Source organism: Pseudomonas sp. P4_C3, from assembly GCF_056402075.1.
The window spans coordinates 1-15700 of sequence record NZ_JBFUIC010000112.1; the positions used below are offsets into that span (position 1 = coordinate 1).

Sequence of the window (15700 nt, forward strand, 5' to 3'; positions counted from 1 at the left end):
GACCCAGGTCGTACGCATGAACTTCATCGTCAGCAGCTCGGCGAACATCGTGCTGAAGATCGACCCGGCCGTGGTGCTGGCCACGCGTGAATATGTCGACCTGGCTATCAGTGAGGCGCTGGCCAAGCTGGATCACAAACAGTCAGCGCGGGTGGCGGCCACGGTCGCCATCACCCTGAACAACGTGCAGACCATCGATGACGTGGCCGTGGCTGCCGGTGATCGCGTGCTGGTGACCGCCCAGGCAGAGACCCAGAACAACGGTGTCTATGTCGTCAGCGCCGACGGCTGGACGCGGGCCGCCGATGCCGACAACAGCCTGGAAGTCACCCCGGGGCTGTTTATCCACGTCGAGCAGGGCACGACCAACGGTGACAGCCTCTGGCAGTTGGTCACCGATGCGCCGATCACCCTGGGCACCACCGGTTTGCAATTCGAAATGATCGCGGGCGGCAGTGGGGGCGGTGTGGGCACGTTTCGCAGTGTCACCATCGATGCCCTTGGGCGTGTGATCGCTGGCACTAACCCGACCACCCTCGACGGCTACGGCATCACCGATGCCCTGGCAGTGAGTGAAAATCTCGCCGATGTCGAGGATGTGGCTGAGGCTCGCGACAACCTTGGGCTGGGAACCGCCGCGACGGCGGACGTGCAATCCGATCTGGACGATGCCACGGTGGATGCGCTGATGAAAGTGGGCGCCTTTGGCTTGGGCGGGGCGGGTATCAGCCTGCCGGACGGTACTGATCTCAACACCATCCGAACCAGCGGTTTTTATCGCCTCGAAGGCACGCCGGAAAACGGGCCATCGGGCGGCACCAACTCCGCGTTGATCGTCGGCAATGGGCGGGACGTGACGCTGCAACTGGTCGTGCAATACAACACCGGGGTGTTGTTCACACGCGGTGGCAGCGGTTCCGGCTCGACCTGGTCGGCCTGGAAAACGCAGTGGGACAGTGGTTCGTTGATTAAACAAACGAACACCACCGATGCTGGCGCAGGGCGCGTATTGCTCAATGGTGCATTTGGCGTCGGAGGAGTAGCCCCCAATTTACCGGGCAATGACTTCAACGCCGCGCAGGTCGGTGGCACCTATACCTATACGGCCGACACCCTGAACCGTCCGAACATCTCCGGTAGTGATCATGGGCTGGTGGTTCACATTGAACGATCGTTCGGCAACCTGGCCTATCAAGAGGCGCGGGTGGCGAACAGCGCGAGCGCCTACCGTTACCGAACCGGGGACTTTGCAACCGGAACCTGGGGCGACTGGCAGAGCCTGTGGGATTCCAGCAATCTGGTTAAACAAACCTCTCCCCAAGATGACTCAGCAGGCCGTGTATTGCTCACGGGTGCTTATGGCTGGGGCCAAGGGGGGATTGTCCTTCCAGAAGGCACCGATTTAGACACAATCACCACCGCGGGCATTTACCGGGTGAACCCCGGGCCGAACGTTCCAGAGGGCGGTCAATTCTCCCCCATGCTGGTTGCGGTCAGTCAAGACACCCTCTGGCAACAAGTCATCGGCTATAACACCGGTACAACGCTTACTCGTGGCGGTGTTCGGACCCCAGAGGGATTCGTATTCAGTGTGTGGGTAACGGGTTGGGACACGAGTAACTTTGACCCTGCCGCGTACCAGGCGGCATTGGGTTTCACTCCTGTGCAGCAAGGCGGAGTAGCAGGTCAGGACACCAATAAAATCTACATTGGCTATGAAAACGCCTCGGGCAAAATAAAAATACAGGTTGATGCGCAGGATTTCGGGGGGATCTGGACCGAAAGCAATTTTGATCCTGCTTCCATATTTTCCGTCCCTGTCGGCGTGCCGTTTCCATGGCCAACCGCTACGCCACCCGACAAATGCGTTTTGATGGGGGGGCAACCGTTCGATGTCGAGTGGTACCCGGCATTGGCAGCCGTGTATCCCAGCGGCTTCCTGCCAGACATGYGCGCCGAGTCGATTCGTGGTTTGGATGGCGGGCGCGGAATTGACCCCGACTCTGGGCGTGGCTTGTTGAGTCTTCAGACCGACGCGCTGCAAAACATGACGGGTGAACTCAGGCTACAGGACGATGATTCGATGTTGTTGGTGAATACCGCGACCGGCGTATTTACGGCTACTGGTTACATGACGAGTGATATACCCGCTGCACCACGAGTCAGTACAACGGGCAACATGTCTGTAACTTTCAATCCATCGGCTGTCGCCCGTGTGAGTACGGAAACCCGTATGCGTAACGTGGCGTACAACTACATCTGCAGGATGTATTGATGACGACTTTAGTGAATGGTTTTTTTGATGAGAGTGGCTGGATCGACGTTTACACGTTCAGTGAAACCACCACCGAATACCTCGGCCAACACGAAACCTATGTCAGCCGTGGCTGCGGTCTGCCAGCGGGCGCCACGTTGGAGGAACCGCCCGAAGCCGGGGACGGGGAGGTGGTGGTCTGGAGGGATGGCACGTGGCTGGTGGTGCCCGACTACCGAGGCGTGGCTTACCGCACCACCGATGGTGCCGAGGTGACACATTCGATGCCTGGCGAGTTACCGGCCGAGCTGACGACCATGTCGCGACCGAGTGCGGCCTATGTCTGGAATGGTCTTGTTTGGGTACTGGATGCCGCGCGCGATCTGGCGATTCAAAGCCAGCGAGAACGGTCATGGATCGAAAATGAACTGCATTGGGCGGGCAGAGAGATCGACAAGCATCTGGATGCTGACCCGGCCGCGCTCAACACGGAGCTGGCTTGGCGCACCTACCGCAATGAACTGCGGGCCTGGCCTCTTTCGCCAGACTTTCCAGCCAGTGATAAACGGCCGTTAAAGCCGGACGGACTGAGCCGCACCACATCCTGACGCCCCGCATTGCCGGGGCGTTTTCTTTTCCATGCTGCACGTCACCGCACATCCCCACGGCCTCGCTTATGCGGGGCTTTTTCGTTTCTGGAGCATCACTCTATGAGTTTTTTTCACGGCGTCACCGTGACCTTGGTGGACACCGGCGCCCGGCACATCGCCACCCCGTCAGCGTCGATCATCGGCCTGTGCAACACCTTCACCGTGGGTCCGCCGGCTACCGCCGCTGCCAACGAACTGCTGCTGATCACCCGCGAAAGCGAAGCGGTGGCGGCCTGGGGCCCGGACGCCGCGATCACCCAGGACTGCAAGGCCATTTTCAAGCGGTCCAAAGCGGTGATTGTCGCCGTCGGTGTGCCGGTGCTGGAGGACGAAGCGGAGCAACTGTCGGCAATCATCGGCGGGGTGTGGGCTGACGGCACCCGTACCGGCATGCAGGCGTTGCTCAACGGCAAAAGTAAGTTTAACGCCCAGCCGCGACTGTTGGTGGCTCCGCAATTCTCGGCGACGCTGGCGGTGGCGACCGAGCTGGTAGCGCTGGGTGACAAGATGCGAGCCATGGCCATCATCGACGGGCCGAACACCACCGACGAAGCGGCGATTGCCTATGCCGAAAATTTCGGCAGCAAACACGCCTACATGGTCGACCCGGGCGTGCAATTCTGGGACACCGGGACCAGTGCCACGGTCAATGCACCGGCTTCGGCTTGGACCGCTGGYCTGTTTGCCTGGACCGATGCCACCTACGGTTTCTGGGCCTCGCCGTCGAACAAGGAGTTTGTCGGCGTCACCGGCACCACGCGGCCGATCGAGTTTCTCGACGGCGATGCCTCCTGCCGGGCCAACGTGCTGAACAACGCCAATATCACCACGATCATTCGTGATGATGGGTACCGGCTGTGGGGCAACCGCACACTGTCCAGCGACCCGAAATGGAAGTTCGTCACCCGCGTGCGCACGCTGGATATCGTCATGGACGCCATCCTCTACGCGCACAAGTGGGCGGTCGATCGCTCGATCACCGCGACCTATGTCAAGGACGTGACCGAAGGCCTGCAGGCGTTCATGCGCGACCTGAAGAACCAAGGCGCGATCATCAACTTTGAGGTCTATGCCGACGAAGAGCTGAACACTTCCAGCGAACTCAGCGACGGCAAGGTGTACTGGAACATTCGGTTCACCGACGTACCGCCGGCCGAAAACCCGAACTTCCGCGTGGAGGTGACCGATCAGTGGATCACTGAAGTGCTGGACACCGCCGCCTAAGGAGACCGCTTTATGATTCCTGAAGTGCTCTACAACACCAACCTGTTCGTGGACGGTATCAGCCTGCAAGGCGATGTACCGAGCCTGACCCTGCCCAAGTTGACCCTCAAGACCGACGAGTACCGCGCCGGCGGCATGGACGCGCCGGTAGAGATCGACATGGGCACCGAAAAACTGGAGGCCAGCTTCATTACCAATGGCGTGCGCCGCGAGGTGCTGAAGTTCTTCGGTCAGGCCGACCTGACTGCGTTCAMCGCCTCGTTCCGCGGTGCTTTCAAAGGCCAGAAAGGTTCGGTCAAGGCGGTGGTCGCCACCCTGCGTGGCAGTCTCAAGGAAGTCGATCCGGGGGACTGGAAACCGGGTGAAAAAGGCGAGTTCAAGTACGCCGTCGCGGTGACCTATTACAAGCTGGAAATCGACGGCAGTGTGATGTTTGAAATCGATCCCCTCAACTCGATCCGCGTCATTGACGGCGTCGACCAATTGGCCGCTGTGCGGTCTGCCCTGGGCATGTAAGGAGCAACACCATGAGCAACGCAAAAGACAACGTCCTGCCCAAGTGGCTGCAACTGGGTGATGGTATTGCCACCGTGGCCCTGTCTCGGCCGAGTCAGGCCAACGGCATTCAGGTCGACAAACTGTCCCTGCGCGAACCGACGGTGCGTGAGATGCGTGCCGCCACCTTGCAGGGCGGCAGCAACGAAGAAGAGCAGGAGATGGTCTTGTTCTGCAGCTTGGCGAGCATCGGCCGTGCGGATCTGGAGGGGCTGCTGATGCGCGATTACCGTCGTTTGCAGACCGCCTATTTTCGTCTGGGAGCAGACGACGGGATTTAACCCCCGATTGCAAAAGGCCCTGRCCAAACGCTTGGCCGTCGAGCTGAATTTTTCGGCGACCGAGATCCYGGGGCTGTCGTTTTCCGAGATGGTCTGGTGGCTCACGGACTGAGCCCATCCCCGTTGCATACAGGTACCCTGCATGGCGAACAAACTCTCGCTCGGGCTGGTGATTGGCGGCGCCGTCGATTCCTCCCTGGGCGCCGCCTTCAAGAATGTCAGCGGCGAAATGAAAAAGCTTGAGGCGCAAACCACCCGCGCCAAGGGCTTGCAGAAAGTCATTGGCGAGACCATGCGTCTGCGCGATGAGTGGAAAAAAGCCCACGACAGCGGGGCGGCCAATGCCGACGCCTTGCTGCGCAAACTGGAAACCAACACCACCAGCTTGCGCAAGCAGGGTGTCGAAGTCGGGCGCCTACGTCAGGAGTACCTGGCGCTGGGCAAGGTGGTGCGCAGTGCCGAGTTCAAAGCCAAAGGCATGGGGCAGATCGAAGAGGGGCGGGAGAGCCTGCGCAGCGGGTTTGGCACGGTGGTGGCCGGTACCACGTTGGCCGCGGTACCGACCAAGGTCAGCGCGGATTTTCAGGCAATCATCCGGGACATCGCGATCAAGTCCGGTGCCGCCAACACCCAGCAGGAAGTAGACACCGCCCGCGACATCGTCCAGACCTCAAAAGACACTGGCATGGCCAATACCCAAGTGGCGGACCTGGTGAATCAGTTGGTCGGTGGCGGCATGGATCTGACCGAAGCGCTGAAGTACGCCCCGGTGGCCGCCAAGTTTGCGGTCGGGCAGGGCGCGTCAGGCACCGACACGGCGAAAATGATTCTGGCGATGCAGAACAACGCCAAGATCACCGACCCGAAAAAAATGGAACAGGCCTTGGCGTCGGTCGCCTTGCTGGGCCAGCAAGGCAGCTTCGAGGCCGCCGACATGGCCAAGTGGTTTCCGGAACTGTTGGCGCAGATGGCCAGCAGCGGCATCAGCGGTCAGGAGGCGGTGACCCAGCTGGGCGCCATGTTGCAGGTGCAGATCAAGAGCGCCGGCAGCGCCGATGAGGCGGCGAACAATCTGAAAAACTGGGTCGCGAAAATCGGCTCGGGGGAGACGGTCAAAGGTTACGCCGATGCCGGGATCGATTATCAGGGTTCGATGAACGCCGCCATTGGCAAGGGGCTGTCGACCTTTGAAGCCAGTTTTGAACTGGCTCGCCGGTATGTGGAAAAGACCGACCCGAAAAAGGCCAAGCAGCTGAATCAGGGGCTGACCCAGATCAGCCAGGAGACGGACCCGGCCAAGGCGCAAGCGATGGCCGATGCTTTAGCCGCGACTTTGCGTACCGGCGATCTGTTTGCCGACATGCAGGTCAAGACCGCACTTATGGCGTACACCCAGAACAAGAAACTCTATGCAGACCTGAAAAGGGACGCCTCGGACCCCAACGGCCAGCGCAAGGACATTCTCGACAAAAACCTGAGCGAGCGGCGCGAAGCCTCGTCACAGCGCTGGGCCGAAACCGGTCAGGCGTTCAACGATTCGCTGCGAGCCATCGGGGATGCCCTGCGTCCGGCGACGGATGCGCTGGCCACCGGCATTGGCGTGGCGGCGCGTGGCTTGACCGCCTTGTCCGAGGAAACGCCCAAAGCGGTGCTGGGCCTGGCTGCACTCACTGCCGGAGCGCTGGTGCTGGGCAAGGCCTGGGCCGCGCTGAAGATCGGGCGGGGGTTGGTGAACATCGCCCGTGGTTCGGCCGGCGACCGGTCCAACATCGTCCAGCGGGTATTCGTGACCAACGCGAATGACCGCGATGACGACGGGCTGGATCACAGCAAAGACGGGAAGGGCGGAAAGGGCAAAGGCCCTGCAAGTCGGATGCCCCGTGGCATGAAAGTGGGCGGGGCGCTGGCGGTGGCCGCTGCCGGCTATCAGTTGGTGGACACTTACCAGAACGCCACCACGCGCGATGAGAAGGCCGAAGGCTACGGTGAGGCGGCAGGTGGCCTAGCCGGTGGCTTGGCGGGTGCAGCGGTCGGGGCGGCCATCGGGTCGTTCATTCCGCTGCTCGGAACCGCGATAGGAGGAATGATCGGTGGCGCGCTCGGCGCGTGGGGAGGCGGTGATGTGGGCGCGACCATGGGCAAGGCCTTGTTCGGCGAGCGGGACACGCCGCCTGCAAAAGTGCCGCTCGGCATCTTTCCCGTGGCTGCACGCCAAGGTTTGGGTGATGTCGTGCGTTCGATGGACAGCGCCCCCGCGGCTCCGGTCACGGCAGCGGCATTGATGTCGACCGCAACAGCAAAGACGCCCGAATGGCCGAAGGTCGATCAGCAATTTACCTTCGCCCCGGCCCCGGTGTTTCAGGTGCACGGCGATGTGAAGGACCCGGCGCAGTTGGTCCAGGAATTGATGCCGTACCTGCGCCGTCAGTTTGACGACTTCGCCCGGGAGGCGCGTGATCGCCAGTTGTTTGATGCGCCCCATGTGGGCTAAGGAAGTGTTATGGCGGATGAAAAAAACTACCTGCAGCACCTGCAGGGCGGGCTGAAGTACATGGTCGACGCGGGGGAGGCCGGGCGCACTGACCTGGAGTCCATGACCGGACCCATGAATGGCGCGCTGAATGAAATCAGCGGGGCGGCCGATGCGCTGGAAGCTCTGCCTTTTATCAGCGAAGACCTCAGTGACAAGACCCGGCGTTTGCAAAGTGCAATCAACTCGGCGCAGGCCAAGATCGGCAAGGTCGCCAGCTACTACAATCAGACCCAGCGCGCGCTGGCGCAGTTTGAAGAGCACTTTTCCGCCCTGACCGATCAGATTGGCCGGTTTGGCGCGGCGTTCAACAAGGTGGCCGGCAAGGCCAATGCCGCGTTGGGCAACATTTTCCCGACGGAATGGTTTGCCGGCGACATGACGCCGATTCCCGACGCGGTGAAGCCGTTCCCACACCTGCTGATTCTCTACCCGCTCAAGGCCAATGAACGGCCGTATTACTTCAACCTGGACACCGCCGCGTTTGACGAACTCCGGCGGCAGACGTCGTTTCGCTGGGCCGCGCAGGAGCGCCTGACCCGGCGTCCGGCGCAGCAGGCGGTGGGCCTGGGGGAGGAAAAAATCACCATCAAGGGCGCGATCTACCCGAGCTTCAAAGGCGGGCTGAAGCAGTTGGATATGCTGCGCAGCATCGGCGCCAAGTTACTGCCACTGAACCTGACTACCGGTTATGGCGAGGTGTTGGGCAACTGGTGTTTGACCAATATTGAAGAAGAGCAAAGCGCCTTACTGCCCGGGGCGATCCCGCGCAAGCAGGGCTTTTCATTGGAGTTTGTCCGTTATGGCGATGACCTGCAGAACAGCTGACGGGGATCTGCTCGACACCCTGTGTCACCACTATTACGGCCACCTGAACCGCAGCGTCGAGGTGGTGCTGGCCGCCAATCAGGGCCTGGCCGATGAGCCGCAGCCATTCCGGGCCGGCGTGCTGATCACGCTGCCGGACCTGGTGGTGGAGCCGGACAGCGTCATTTCGTTGTGGGATTGATGGACTACACTCGTGTCGCTCATCGTTTAAAACTCCTTACTTTCTTGCCCGCCTTGTGCGGGATTTTTTTTGGAAAAAATCCATGACGCCTAATTTTCGCATCGTGGCCGACGGTGCCGACATCTCCAGCCTGATCAATGATCGTCTGGTGTCGCTACAGCTTTCCGACCGGCCTGGGATGGCCTCGGATTCGTTTGAGCTGCGCATTGATGACCGTGACGGCGCGGTGTCGCTGCCCGTGCGTGGCGCGAGTATCGAGGTCTACCTGGGGTATGCCGGCGCCGACCTGACGCGCATGGGCCGCTACACCGTGGATGAAGTGGCGGTCTCCGGCCCACCGGATACGCTGGTGATCAGCGGCAAGGCCAGCGACATGCGCGGCAGCGGCAAAACCACGCGCAGTGGCAGCTGGGAGGACGTGAGCCTGGCGCAGATCGTTGGCGATATCGCCGCGCGTAATGGCTGGCAGCCGTCGTGCCCGGTCGATACCCGGGTGCCGCGCATGGACCAGCTGAATGAGTCGGACTTCAATTTCATCACCCGGGTGGCCAAGAAGCACGACTGCACCGCCAAGGTGGCCGACGGCAAGCTGCTGGTCTTGCCGCGCCAAGGTGGGCAGAGTGCGAGCGGCCGGGCCTTGAGTGTCATCACCCTGCAGCGCAGTGACGTGACCCGTTGGCAATTTCGCTTGAGCGACCGCAGCGCCCATCAAGGGGTCAGCACCCAGTACCAGGACCCGGCCAGCGGCGAACTGTTGGTCTCGCACCTGGACAATCCCAACGTGCCCGAAGGTCTACCGCCGGTGCACACCGACCGCCATCTCTACCCAGACCGCACGGCAGCCGATGAGGCCGCCAAGGCCCGTCTGGCAGCGTTCAATCGTTCGACCGCCTCGGTGCGCCTCGACCTGCCGGGCCGGACCGACCTGTTTGCAGAAATCATGGTCCAGGCGCAAGGCTTCAAGCGCGGGCTCGATGGTGAATACTTGGTGGAGTCGGTGGATCACACCTTCACCCCGTCCGGGTGGACAGTGTCGGTGGAGTGTAATGGCGGCAAGGAGGGCAAGGCCAAGGCGTCAGGAAAGCCGCAGAAAGTCGTGCTTGAAGTGCCAGGTTGATTACTCGGACGCGTGATCAGTCACAGGTCGAAGAGGTTTAAACCCCGAAATAAAAGGAGCGGCCAGTTTGGATGCGTCAACATCCAGGCTGGCCACCGTCCCCGCAGATTGTCCCTGCAAGTCCCGCCAAGGCTCCTGCTCTGTGCACAAAGCAGAGCGAGCCTAGCACCTGTTTATTTATACAGTAAAGGTCTTGCTATCTATGTCTTCACCCATCATCCCTTGGATGGGCGGCAAACGCCGCCTGGCCGATCGCCTTATTCCGCTGTTTCCACCTCACGAATGCTACGTCGAAGTCTTTGCCGGCGGCGCCGCGCTGTACTTTATGCGACCCCAGGCGGCGCCGGTTGAAGTGCTCAACGACATCAATGGCGACTTGGTGACGTTGTACCGCGTGGTGCAGAATCACCTCGAGGAGTTCGTGCGCCAGTTCAAGTGGGCGCTCAGCTCACGCCAGGTGTTCGAGTGGCAGAAGATGACCCGCGTCGAAACCCTCACCGACATCCAACGCGCCGCCCGATTCTTTTACCTACAACACCATGCCTTCGCCGGCAAGGTGTCCGGGCAGACGTTCGGCACTGCCACCACCACCCCGTCAATCAACCTGCTGCGAATCGAGGAAAATCTCTCAGCCGCCTGGCAGCGTTTGTCCGGCACCTATGTCGAGCATCTGCCTTGGTTGGAGTGCGCCGAACGCTACGACCGGGCCCATACCTTCCACTACATGGACCCACCGTACTGGCAGACCGCAGGGTATGGGGTGGACTTTCCGTTCGAGAATTATGAGCGCATGGCGGACTTCATGCGCCGCTGCAAGGGTAGGGTAATGGTCAGCATCAACGACCACCCGGACATCCGCCGGGTGTTCGAGGGCTTTCACTTTGAAACGCTGGATATTCGCTACACCACGACCAACCAACGCCAGGCTAAGGTCGAGATCAGCGGTGAACTGGTGATCATGAACTGGGAGCCAGTAGCACTTGGAGGGCTGTTCTAAGGTGACTGATTTCCTCAGGGCGTGAAGCGGTCAGTCGCAAGACAAGCGACTGCCGCAACTCGGCCTTTTTTCGCGCTTCAGCCCCTCAATTGAAATGGCAAAGAAGCACAGGCACTGCCTGATGCCAGCGTCTGTCCAGCAACCTCCGATCTTCGTTCGGGCAGCCTGGTCATACCCATGCATACAGACGTCATGCAGGCCGGAGGATGGTATCTCGCGCATGTTCAACGCAGGGGCGAGGAGCAGCCGATCCGGCGTTTCCTTGATTGGATTCAGTCGCAGTGACGGGGGGACTGAACACCGCAGCCGTTTGAGGGGTGTTCATGGCAAACGCACCCTCTCAATCTGTTTTGACCACGGCTGGCTGAATCAGACTATGCCGACAAACGACAGGATAAACAGGACGATCACGACGGCGCCAACGAGGTAGATAATATTGTTCATGACTTCACCGCTTCATTTGGATTGAGGGAAGAAACAGGGGTGTATAAACAGCTGACACCCTCGTTCGCGTTTCCGTTCCGTTACCCTTGCAGCAGGAGCGATCCAGAGGCTATCGGCTAAAGCGCGCGACCAGGCTGTGCAGGTAATCGGCCATGGCTTCGAGATCCTGGCTGATTGCCGCGCCTGGCCTGTCCGGCACTATGATCACAGAGTTGAGCGATACGTGTGATCTGTTGATTGGGCTTTCTCACTGAGCATGCCCATATCTAGTCGCCCCTGGGGGCCGTGGTTGCCGCTAAAGGTGAGCGCCACCAACGGATCGGAAATGCTTTTAGATGCTCGGCCAGGGTGCGCCCAATGGCTTTGCGCTGTCGGGGCTCGATCAGGTACCAGGCAATACACAGGCTCACCATCAGGATCCCTTGAGCTGCCGCTGTTGGTGGCCACTGCTCAGCGAGCAATGAAACTCCACCTGCCATCAGTAATGGCCGGCCGTGTTTCAGTGGCCGGAAAATCCGTGAACTCAACGCGACTATCGGCTTGCCGACGAGCATCCGTGCATAGAGTGCTGATGCCCAACGGACCTGATCGCGACTGGGCACCGAGCGAATCGACTCGTAACCCTCCCACTGAAGCGTCCCTGATTTGCCAGGCATGTTGAATGAATGCTGATGGTCGAAAGCAAACCCAGGTCAACGTCCGTATATGGCGATTTCTGYCCGTCGTGAAGGGCTGCGCCAAGGCCTTGGCGGGCCTCAATTAACCGTAGCCGTCTATGGTGCTCTGCAACTGATTAGCCGCCACGACTCCTGCGAAACCGGCAAAGCGCCAAAGGGCTATGGATTTAAACAAGGAGGAACGACAGCGGGAAATGCAAGGGAGTGGAGCCTACTCCGACCAATGCACGCTTTGAACGGGGTAGCGGCTTTGAATTTTGCTGCGGCTGAAGTTGGAAGACTAACCACGCCGGCTCGCGATCTTGAGGTGATGATTCAGGAGTTGGAGCGCAGGAGATTTCCCGTCTAGGCGCAACTCAGAACAGAGCGCTGGCGCCTGACTATTCCAAGATTCTAAAAAACTCGGCGGTGTACCTCATCGCCAAGCATTCGCCGCGATCAGTTGGACATTGTTTTATGTGTCTTGCCGTGTCGAGCTAACAGGACATTGCCATCCCAATCCCCATTTGCCGTTCCTTCGGGTCGAGGTAGGAGCCGCCCGTTGTCAAAAGCGGCAGCGAGAGTGCCCCGTGGGGCGTTCACATCGGGCTGTGTCGACGTTAACGTGACGAGGGATAGGGGATGATAGAAGCGCTCCTCCACAACTGAGCCCATCCACAGCGCTGAAGTACGCCCGTTCGTTAGCTCGAAATCGACGACCCAGACTCGAAGCACGAGGCGCGAGCTGGTAAGTGCGCCACCACTATTCGGTCGAATGAGCGTCAGACTGGGGAGGCGACCACTGGCGAAAAGTGGAGTAACCGGAAGAGCTGCCGAGTCGGTCTGGATGGAGAGCCAATTCAGGGCACTCAACGGTGTCCAGGCCGCTGAGTCCCGCCACCCGTTACGCTGCAGGACATCCTGCAACTCCAGCAGGCCACCGGCCCACTGGAACGTCAGCGGCTCATTCGTCTCGCCAGTCAGATCTATACGCCGTGCCGGCAGTTGTTCCCAACCCGACGCCCACCAATCCGTGGCGGTCATGGACGGAGTTCCTATCTTGATGGCATAGCGATCGCTGTCTGTCGCATGGCTACGATAGATATTGAGTCCTCCGGCGAGAATCAGTGCTAAACATCCGGCGGCGAGTAGGCCTATAGACTCAATGCGTCCGGTTTGGCGCCTCAGGTAGGACAGGCCGAGCAGTGCCAGCCACGCCGAGCCGAATGCCATCCCCCCGAGCACGTCGGAAAACCAATGCGCACCGAGGTAGAGACGCGAGAAGGCAATCAGAAATATCAGGGTTGCTGCGCCGAGAGTGACCACGAGGCGCCATGCCGGGCGGATCTCACGCGCGATGAGAAAAGCAAGGAAACCGTAGAGCACGACATTGACCGTGCTATGGCCGCTTGGGAAGGAAAACGCACTCCACCCAGAGTAGAGAAGTTCACCGGGGCGAGCTCGATGCAACGCTACTTTGATGACCGTGTTGAGCGTCGAAGCGCCGGTAATCGCAACCAGCCAATAGGTCGCTGTACGCCAGGCGCGTTTCCACATGAGCCACAGTAAGACAACCATCGTGACCGCCATCACGACCTGGGTGTCGCCGAGTTCTGTAATGGCGATCATCACTGCATCACCTGGCGCTGTACGAAGATCCTGAAGAGCGTGGTATATCGCGCTGTCTGCGAGCAGTAATGGGTCACCGCTGACGACATCTTCAAGGATGCCGAAGAAGAGCCAGGCTGCACCGACGAGAAGCACTGCCGACAATGTGAGAGTCCGTGCTTCGGGCCGTGAAGGATCGAGTAAATGGGTGACACTGCGGCTCAACCATGTGTTGTGGGTGCCTGCCCAGTACCGCATCCGCCCAAGTGCGTCGATGAAGTAAGGGACACCGCGACGCAATGTCCAGCGCACGATATGCAGGAGTGCCCAGCCGGCCGCGAATAGAACTACCAGCAGGATCGCAAGCGGCTTTGCAGCCGCTCCGAGAATGCTGAACGTCGCGCCTGCGAGAACACCTGACAGGATATGCGACGAAGCCCAAGCGAGCGCCGAGGCGACATTGACAGCATAGAATCGACTAACTGCCATTCCCATCATTCCGGCGAGTAGCGGAATGAAGGCGCGGACGCCTGGTACGAAGCGCGCGAGAAACACACTCTTGGAGCCGTGACGTTCGAAAAATGTCTCGCTGCTCTGAATCAGTTCAGGGTGGCGGTTCAAAGGCCAGAAGCCAAGAATCTCGCGGTGATATCGATGTCCGAGCCAGAACGAAAGACCATCACCCGCAATGGCACCTAACGTGGCGGCGACGAGCAACGGCCAGAGCAATAATATGCCGCTCGGCACCAAGGCACTGAGCGCGAGGATCACGGCTGTGCCAGGAACGACGGCACCGATAATCGGGATTGACTCGGAAAGTGCCAGAAGAAACACCGCCAGATAGGCAACATGCGGATTCACCGTGAGGAACTCGATGATCGATGAGACCAGGGACGTCATCATTCGCTGGCAGCCTATGCAATGTCGGTGAGGAGGAGATCAATGTGCGTGTCTTCCCGATAAGTCGCACCACTGTTATGAAGCAGGAGCCACGTCAGTGGTGAACTCTTCGGCACGCCTTTCAAAAAATTCAAAGTGCAACGCCAGGGTCGGTAACACCAATAGGTTGAGTGCGGTCAAGGTCACTAACCCACCCAAGATAACGATAGCAGTGGGCCCTTCGATTTCATTAGACGTTTACAGGCAGTACAACCCAAGGACTATCATCAGGACTACGTAGCATGGACGATTCATTCTGGACCGGGTTCGGGCTCGAACTGATGTTACTGACGTTCATCGTATTTTTTGGTTTTGCGATGCACCACGCGCACGTGACTTGTCAGCGCAGCAACAAAAACACATCGGCGAAGAGTTTCGTAAAGCCCTTGGCACAATAGGTAGTAGCTGTTTGAGGTAGCTACATTCATTCCATTTTCAGGGCGAGGATGAATCATGCAGATGAGGATAGGAGTGGCGACCAGGCCCATCAGCCAATTGATGGTGGCAGCTAGTATCAGCCTTATCTCAATCGTAACCCATGTGCAGGCTCAAGCCACACCTCAAGCCACTCAAGAGATAAAGGGCTTGCTGGACTTTGTCGAGCATAGTGAATGTCAGTTTGTGCGTAACGGGGACGAATTCCCAGGTCCCCGGGCTCGGGCGCATCTGGAGAAGAAGCTGAATTATCTCGAAGGCAAGAGTATGGTGAACAGCGCAGAAGACTTCATCGATCTTGCTGCCACTAGAAGCAGTATGAGTGGCCGTGCCTATGAGGTGCGATGTCCAGAAGGCGCACAACCGGCACGCACCTGGCTGAAGAGGGAACTACAGAGGCAACGGCAGCTTCATTGATTTTTGCCGCTCTGGCAGGAACTTGGTTCGCCTGCGAGCACGACTAAACCGTTTTCTCAGTCTCTTCTTGATGCCGATGAGTGCAGGATGAAAACATGAGTAGCGGAAGTTCAAACACCAAAGCTGAGCGTTTTCGTATTCCGCGCACGATTTGGGCTCTTGGCTTTGTCAGCCTGTTCATGGATCTATCATCCGAGCTAGTGCACAGCTTACTGCCTGTGTTTTTGGTCACCACATTAGGTGCGAGTGCATTGGCCGTCGGAGTGATCGAAGGTATTGCCGAGTCGACCGCCATGCTCGTCAAGATATTTTCTGGTGCTATCAGCGACTTTATGGGCCGGCGCAAAGGATTGCTGTTGCTCGGATATGGTTTAGCCGCGCTGACCAAACCACTTTTTCCTCTGGCTCATTCCGTTGAAGTGGTCTTCACCGCACGCTTTCTGGATAGAATTGGCAAAGGCATTCGTGGGGCCCCACGAGATGCTCTGATCGCAGATGTGTCGCCACCAGAAATCCGTGGCGCCTGCTTTGGACTGCGGCAGTCGATGGATACCGTAGGGGCTGTTCTTGGCCCTGCTCTGGCC

The 15700-nt window shown here is 59.3% G+C and carries 13 protein-coding genes and 1 pseudogene; 12 read left to right on the forward strand and 2 right to left on the reverse strand.

Translation table 11 applies throughout. The features are described from left to right. Positions 1 to 16 precede the first annotated feature (16 nt). The 10 genes from AC1DVH_RS17910 to AC1DVH_RS17955 all read left to right on the forward strand — a co-directional run bounded on the left by AC1DVH_RS17910 (position 17) and on the right by AC1DVH_RS17955 (position 10617). Positions 17 to 2275 (forward strand): hypothetical protein, encoded by a 2259-nt coding sequence (locus AC1DVH_RS17910; protein ID WP_477754925.1) that lies wholly within the window; start codon positions 17 to 19, stop codon positions 2273 to 2275. Then, positions 2275 to 2862, forward strand: coding sequence for a hypothetical protein (locus tag AC1DVH_RS17915; protein ID WP_477754926.1), 588 nt, complete (start codon positions 2275 to 2277; stop codon positions 2860 to 2862). The genes AC1DVH_RS17910 and AC1DVH_RS17915 overlap by 1 nt, the downstream gene beginning before the upstream one ends. 102 nt (positions 2863 to 2964) lie before the next feature. Beyond that, the gene (locus AC1DVH_RS17920) at positions 2965 to 4128 is read left to right on the forward strand and encodes a phage tail sheath subtilisin-like domain-containing protein (protein WP_477754927.1); all 1164 of its coding nucleotides are present in this window, start codon (positions 2965 to 2967) and stop codon (positions 4126 to 4128) included. A 12-nt stretch (positions 4129 to 4140) separates the two neighbouring features. Further along, the gene (locus tag AC1DVH_RS17925; RefSeq protein ID WP_477754928.1) at positions 4141 to 4644 is read left to right on the forward strand and encodes a phage major tail tube protein; all 504 of its coding nucleotides are present in this window, start codon (positions 4141 to 4143) and stop codon (positions 4642 to 4644) included. An 11-nt stretch (positions 4645 to 4655) separates the two neighbouring features. Then, positions 4656 to 4964 carry a phage tail assembly protein gene (locus tag AC1DVH_RS17930; protein ID WP_477754929.1) on the forward strand — a complete coding sequence of 103 codons (309 nt, stop codon included), beginning with the start codon at positions 4656 to 4658 and terminating at the stop codon, positions 4962 to 4964. Between the two features lie 142 nt (positions 4965 to 5106). Then, positions 5107 to 7455 (forward strand): phage tail tape measure protein, encoded by a 2349-nt coding sequence (locus AC1DVH_RS17935; protein WP_477754930.1) that lies wholly within the window; start codon positions 5107 to 5109, stop codon positions 7453 to 7455. A 9-nt stretch (positions 7456 to 7464) separates the two neighbouring features. Further along, positions 7465 to 8322 carry a phage tail protein gene (locus tag AC1DVH_RS17940; RefSeq protein ID WP_477754931.1) on the forward strand — a complete coding sequence of 286 codons (858 nt, stop codon included), beginning with the start codon at positions 7465 to 7467 and terminating at the stop codon, positions 8320 to 8322. Beyond that, on the forward strand, positions 8297 to 8503 hold the full coding sequence (locus AC1DVH_RS17945; protein WP_477754932.1) for a tail protein X: 207 nt from the start codon (positions 8297 to 8299) through the stop codon (positions 8501 to 8503). The genes AC1DVH_RS17940 and AC1DVH_RS17945 overlap by 26 nt, the downstream gene beginning before the upstream one ends. 82 nt (positions 8504 to 8585) lie before the next feature. Beyond that, positions 8586 to 9620: a phage late control D family protein gene (locus tag AC1DVH_RS17950; RefSeq protein ID WP_477754933.1), complete on the forward strand. Its 1035-nt coding sequence runs from the start codon at positions 8586 to 8588 to the stop codon at positions 9618 to 9620. Between the two features lie 202 nt (positions 9621 to 9822). Further along, the gene (locus AC1DVH_RS17955) at positions 9823 to 10617 is read left to right on the forward strand and encodes a DNA adenine methylase (RefSeq protein WP_477754934.1); all 795 of its coding nucleotides are present in this window, start codon (positions 9823 to 9825) and stop codon (positions 10615 to 10617) included. A gap of 681 nt (positions 10618 to 11298) precedes the next feature. Here the strand turns inward: AC1DVH_RS17955 and AC1DVH_RS17960 are convergent. Then, positions 11299 to 11684 (reverse strand): annotated as a pseudogene (locus AC1DVH_RS17960) (chemotaxis protein); the annotation flags it as partial. A 492-nt stretch (positions 11685 to 12176) separates the two neighbouring features. After that, positions 12177 to 14228 (reverse strand): bifunctional DedA family/phosphatase PAP2 family protein, encoded by a 2052-nt coding sequence (locus tag AC1DVH_RS17965; RefSeq protein ID WP_477754935.1) that lies wholly within the window; start codon positions 14226 to 14228, stop codon positions 12177 to 12179. 534 nt (positions 14229 to 14762) lie between these two features. Between AC1DVH_RS17965 and AC1DVH_RS17970 the strand changes: the two genes are divergently transcribed. Both AC1DVH_RS17970 and AC1DVH_RS17975 read left to right on the forward strand, forming a co-directional pair. After that, positions 14763 to 15116, forward strand: a complete 354-nt coding sequence (locus AC1DVH_RS17970) for a YfeK family protein (RefSeq protein WP_477754937.1) — start codon at positions 14763 to 14765, stop codon at positions 15114 to 15116. Positions 15117 to 15211: 95 nt separating this feature from the next. Then, a partial coding sequence (locus AC1DVH_RS17975) for an MFS transporter (RefSeq protein ID WP_477754936.1) occupies positions 15212 to 15700 on the forward strand: 489 nt, incomplete at its 3' end.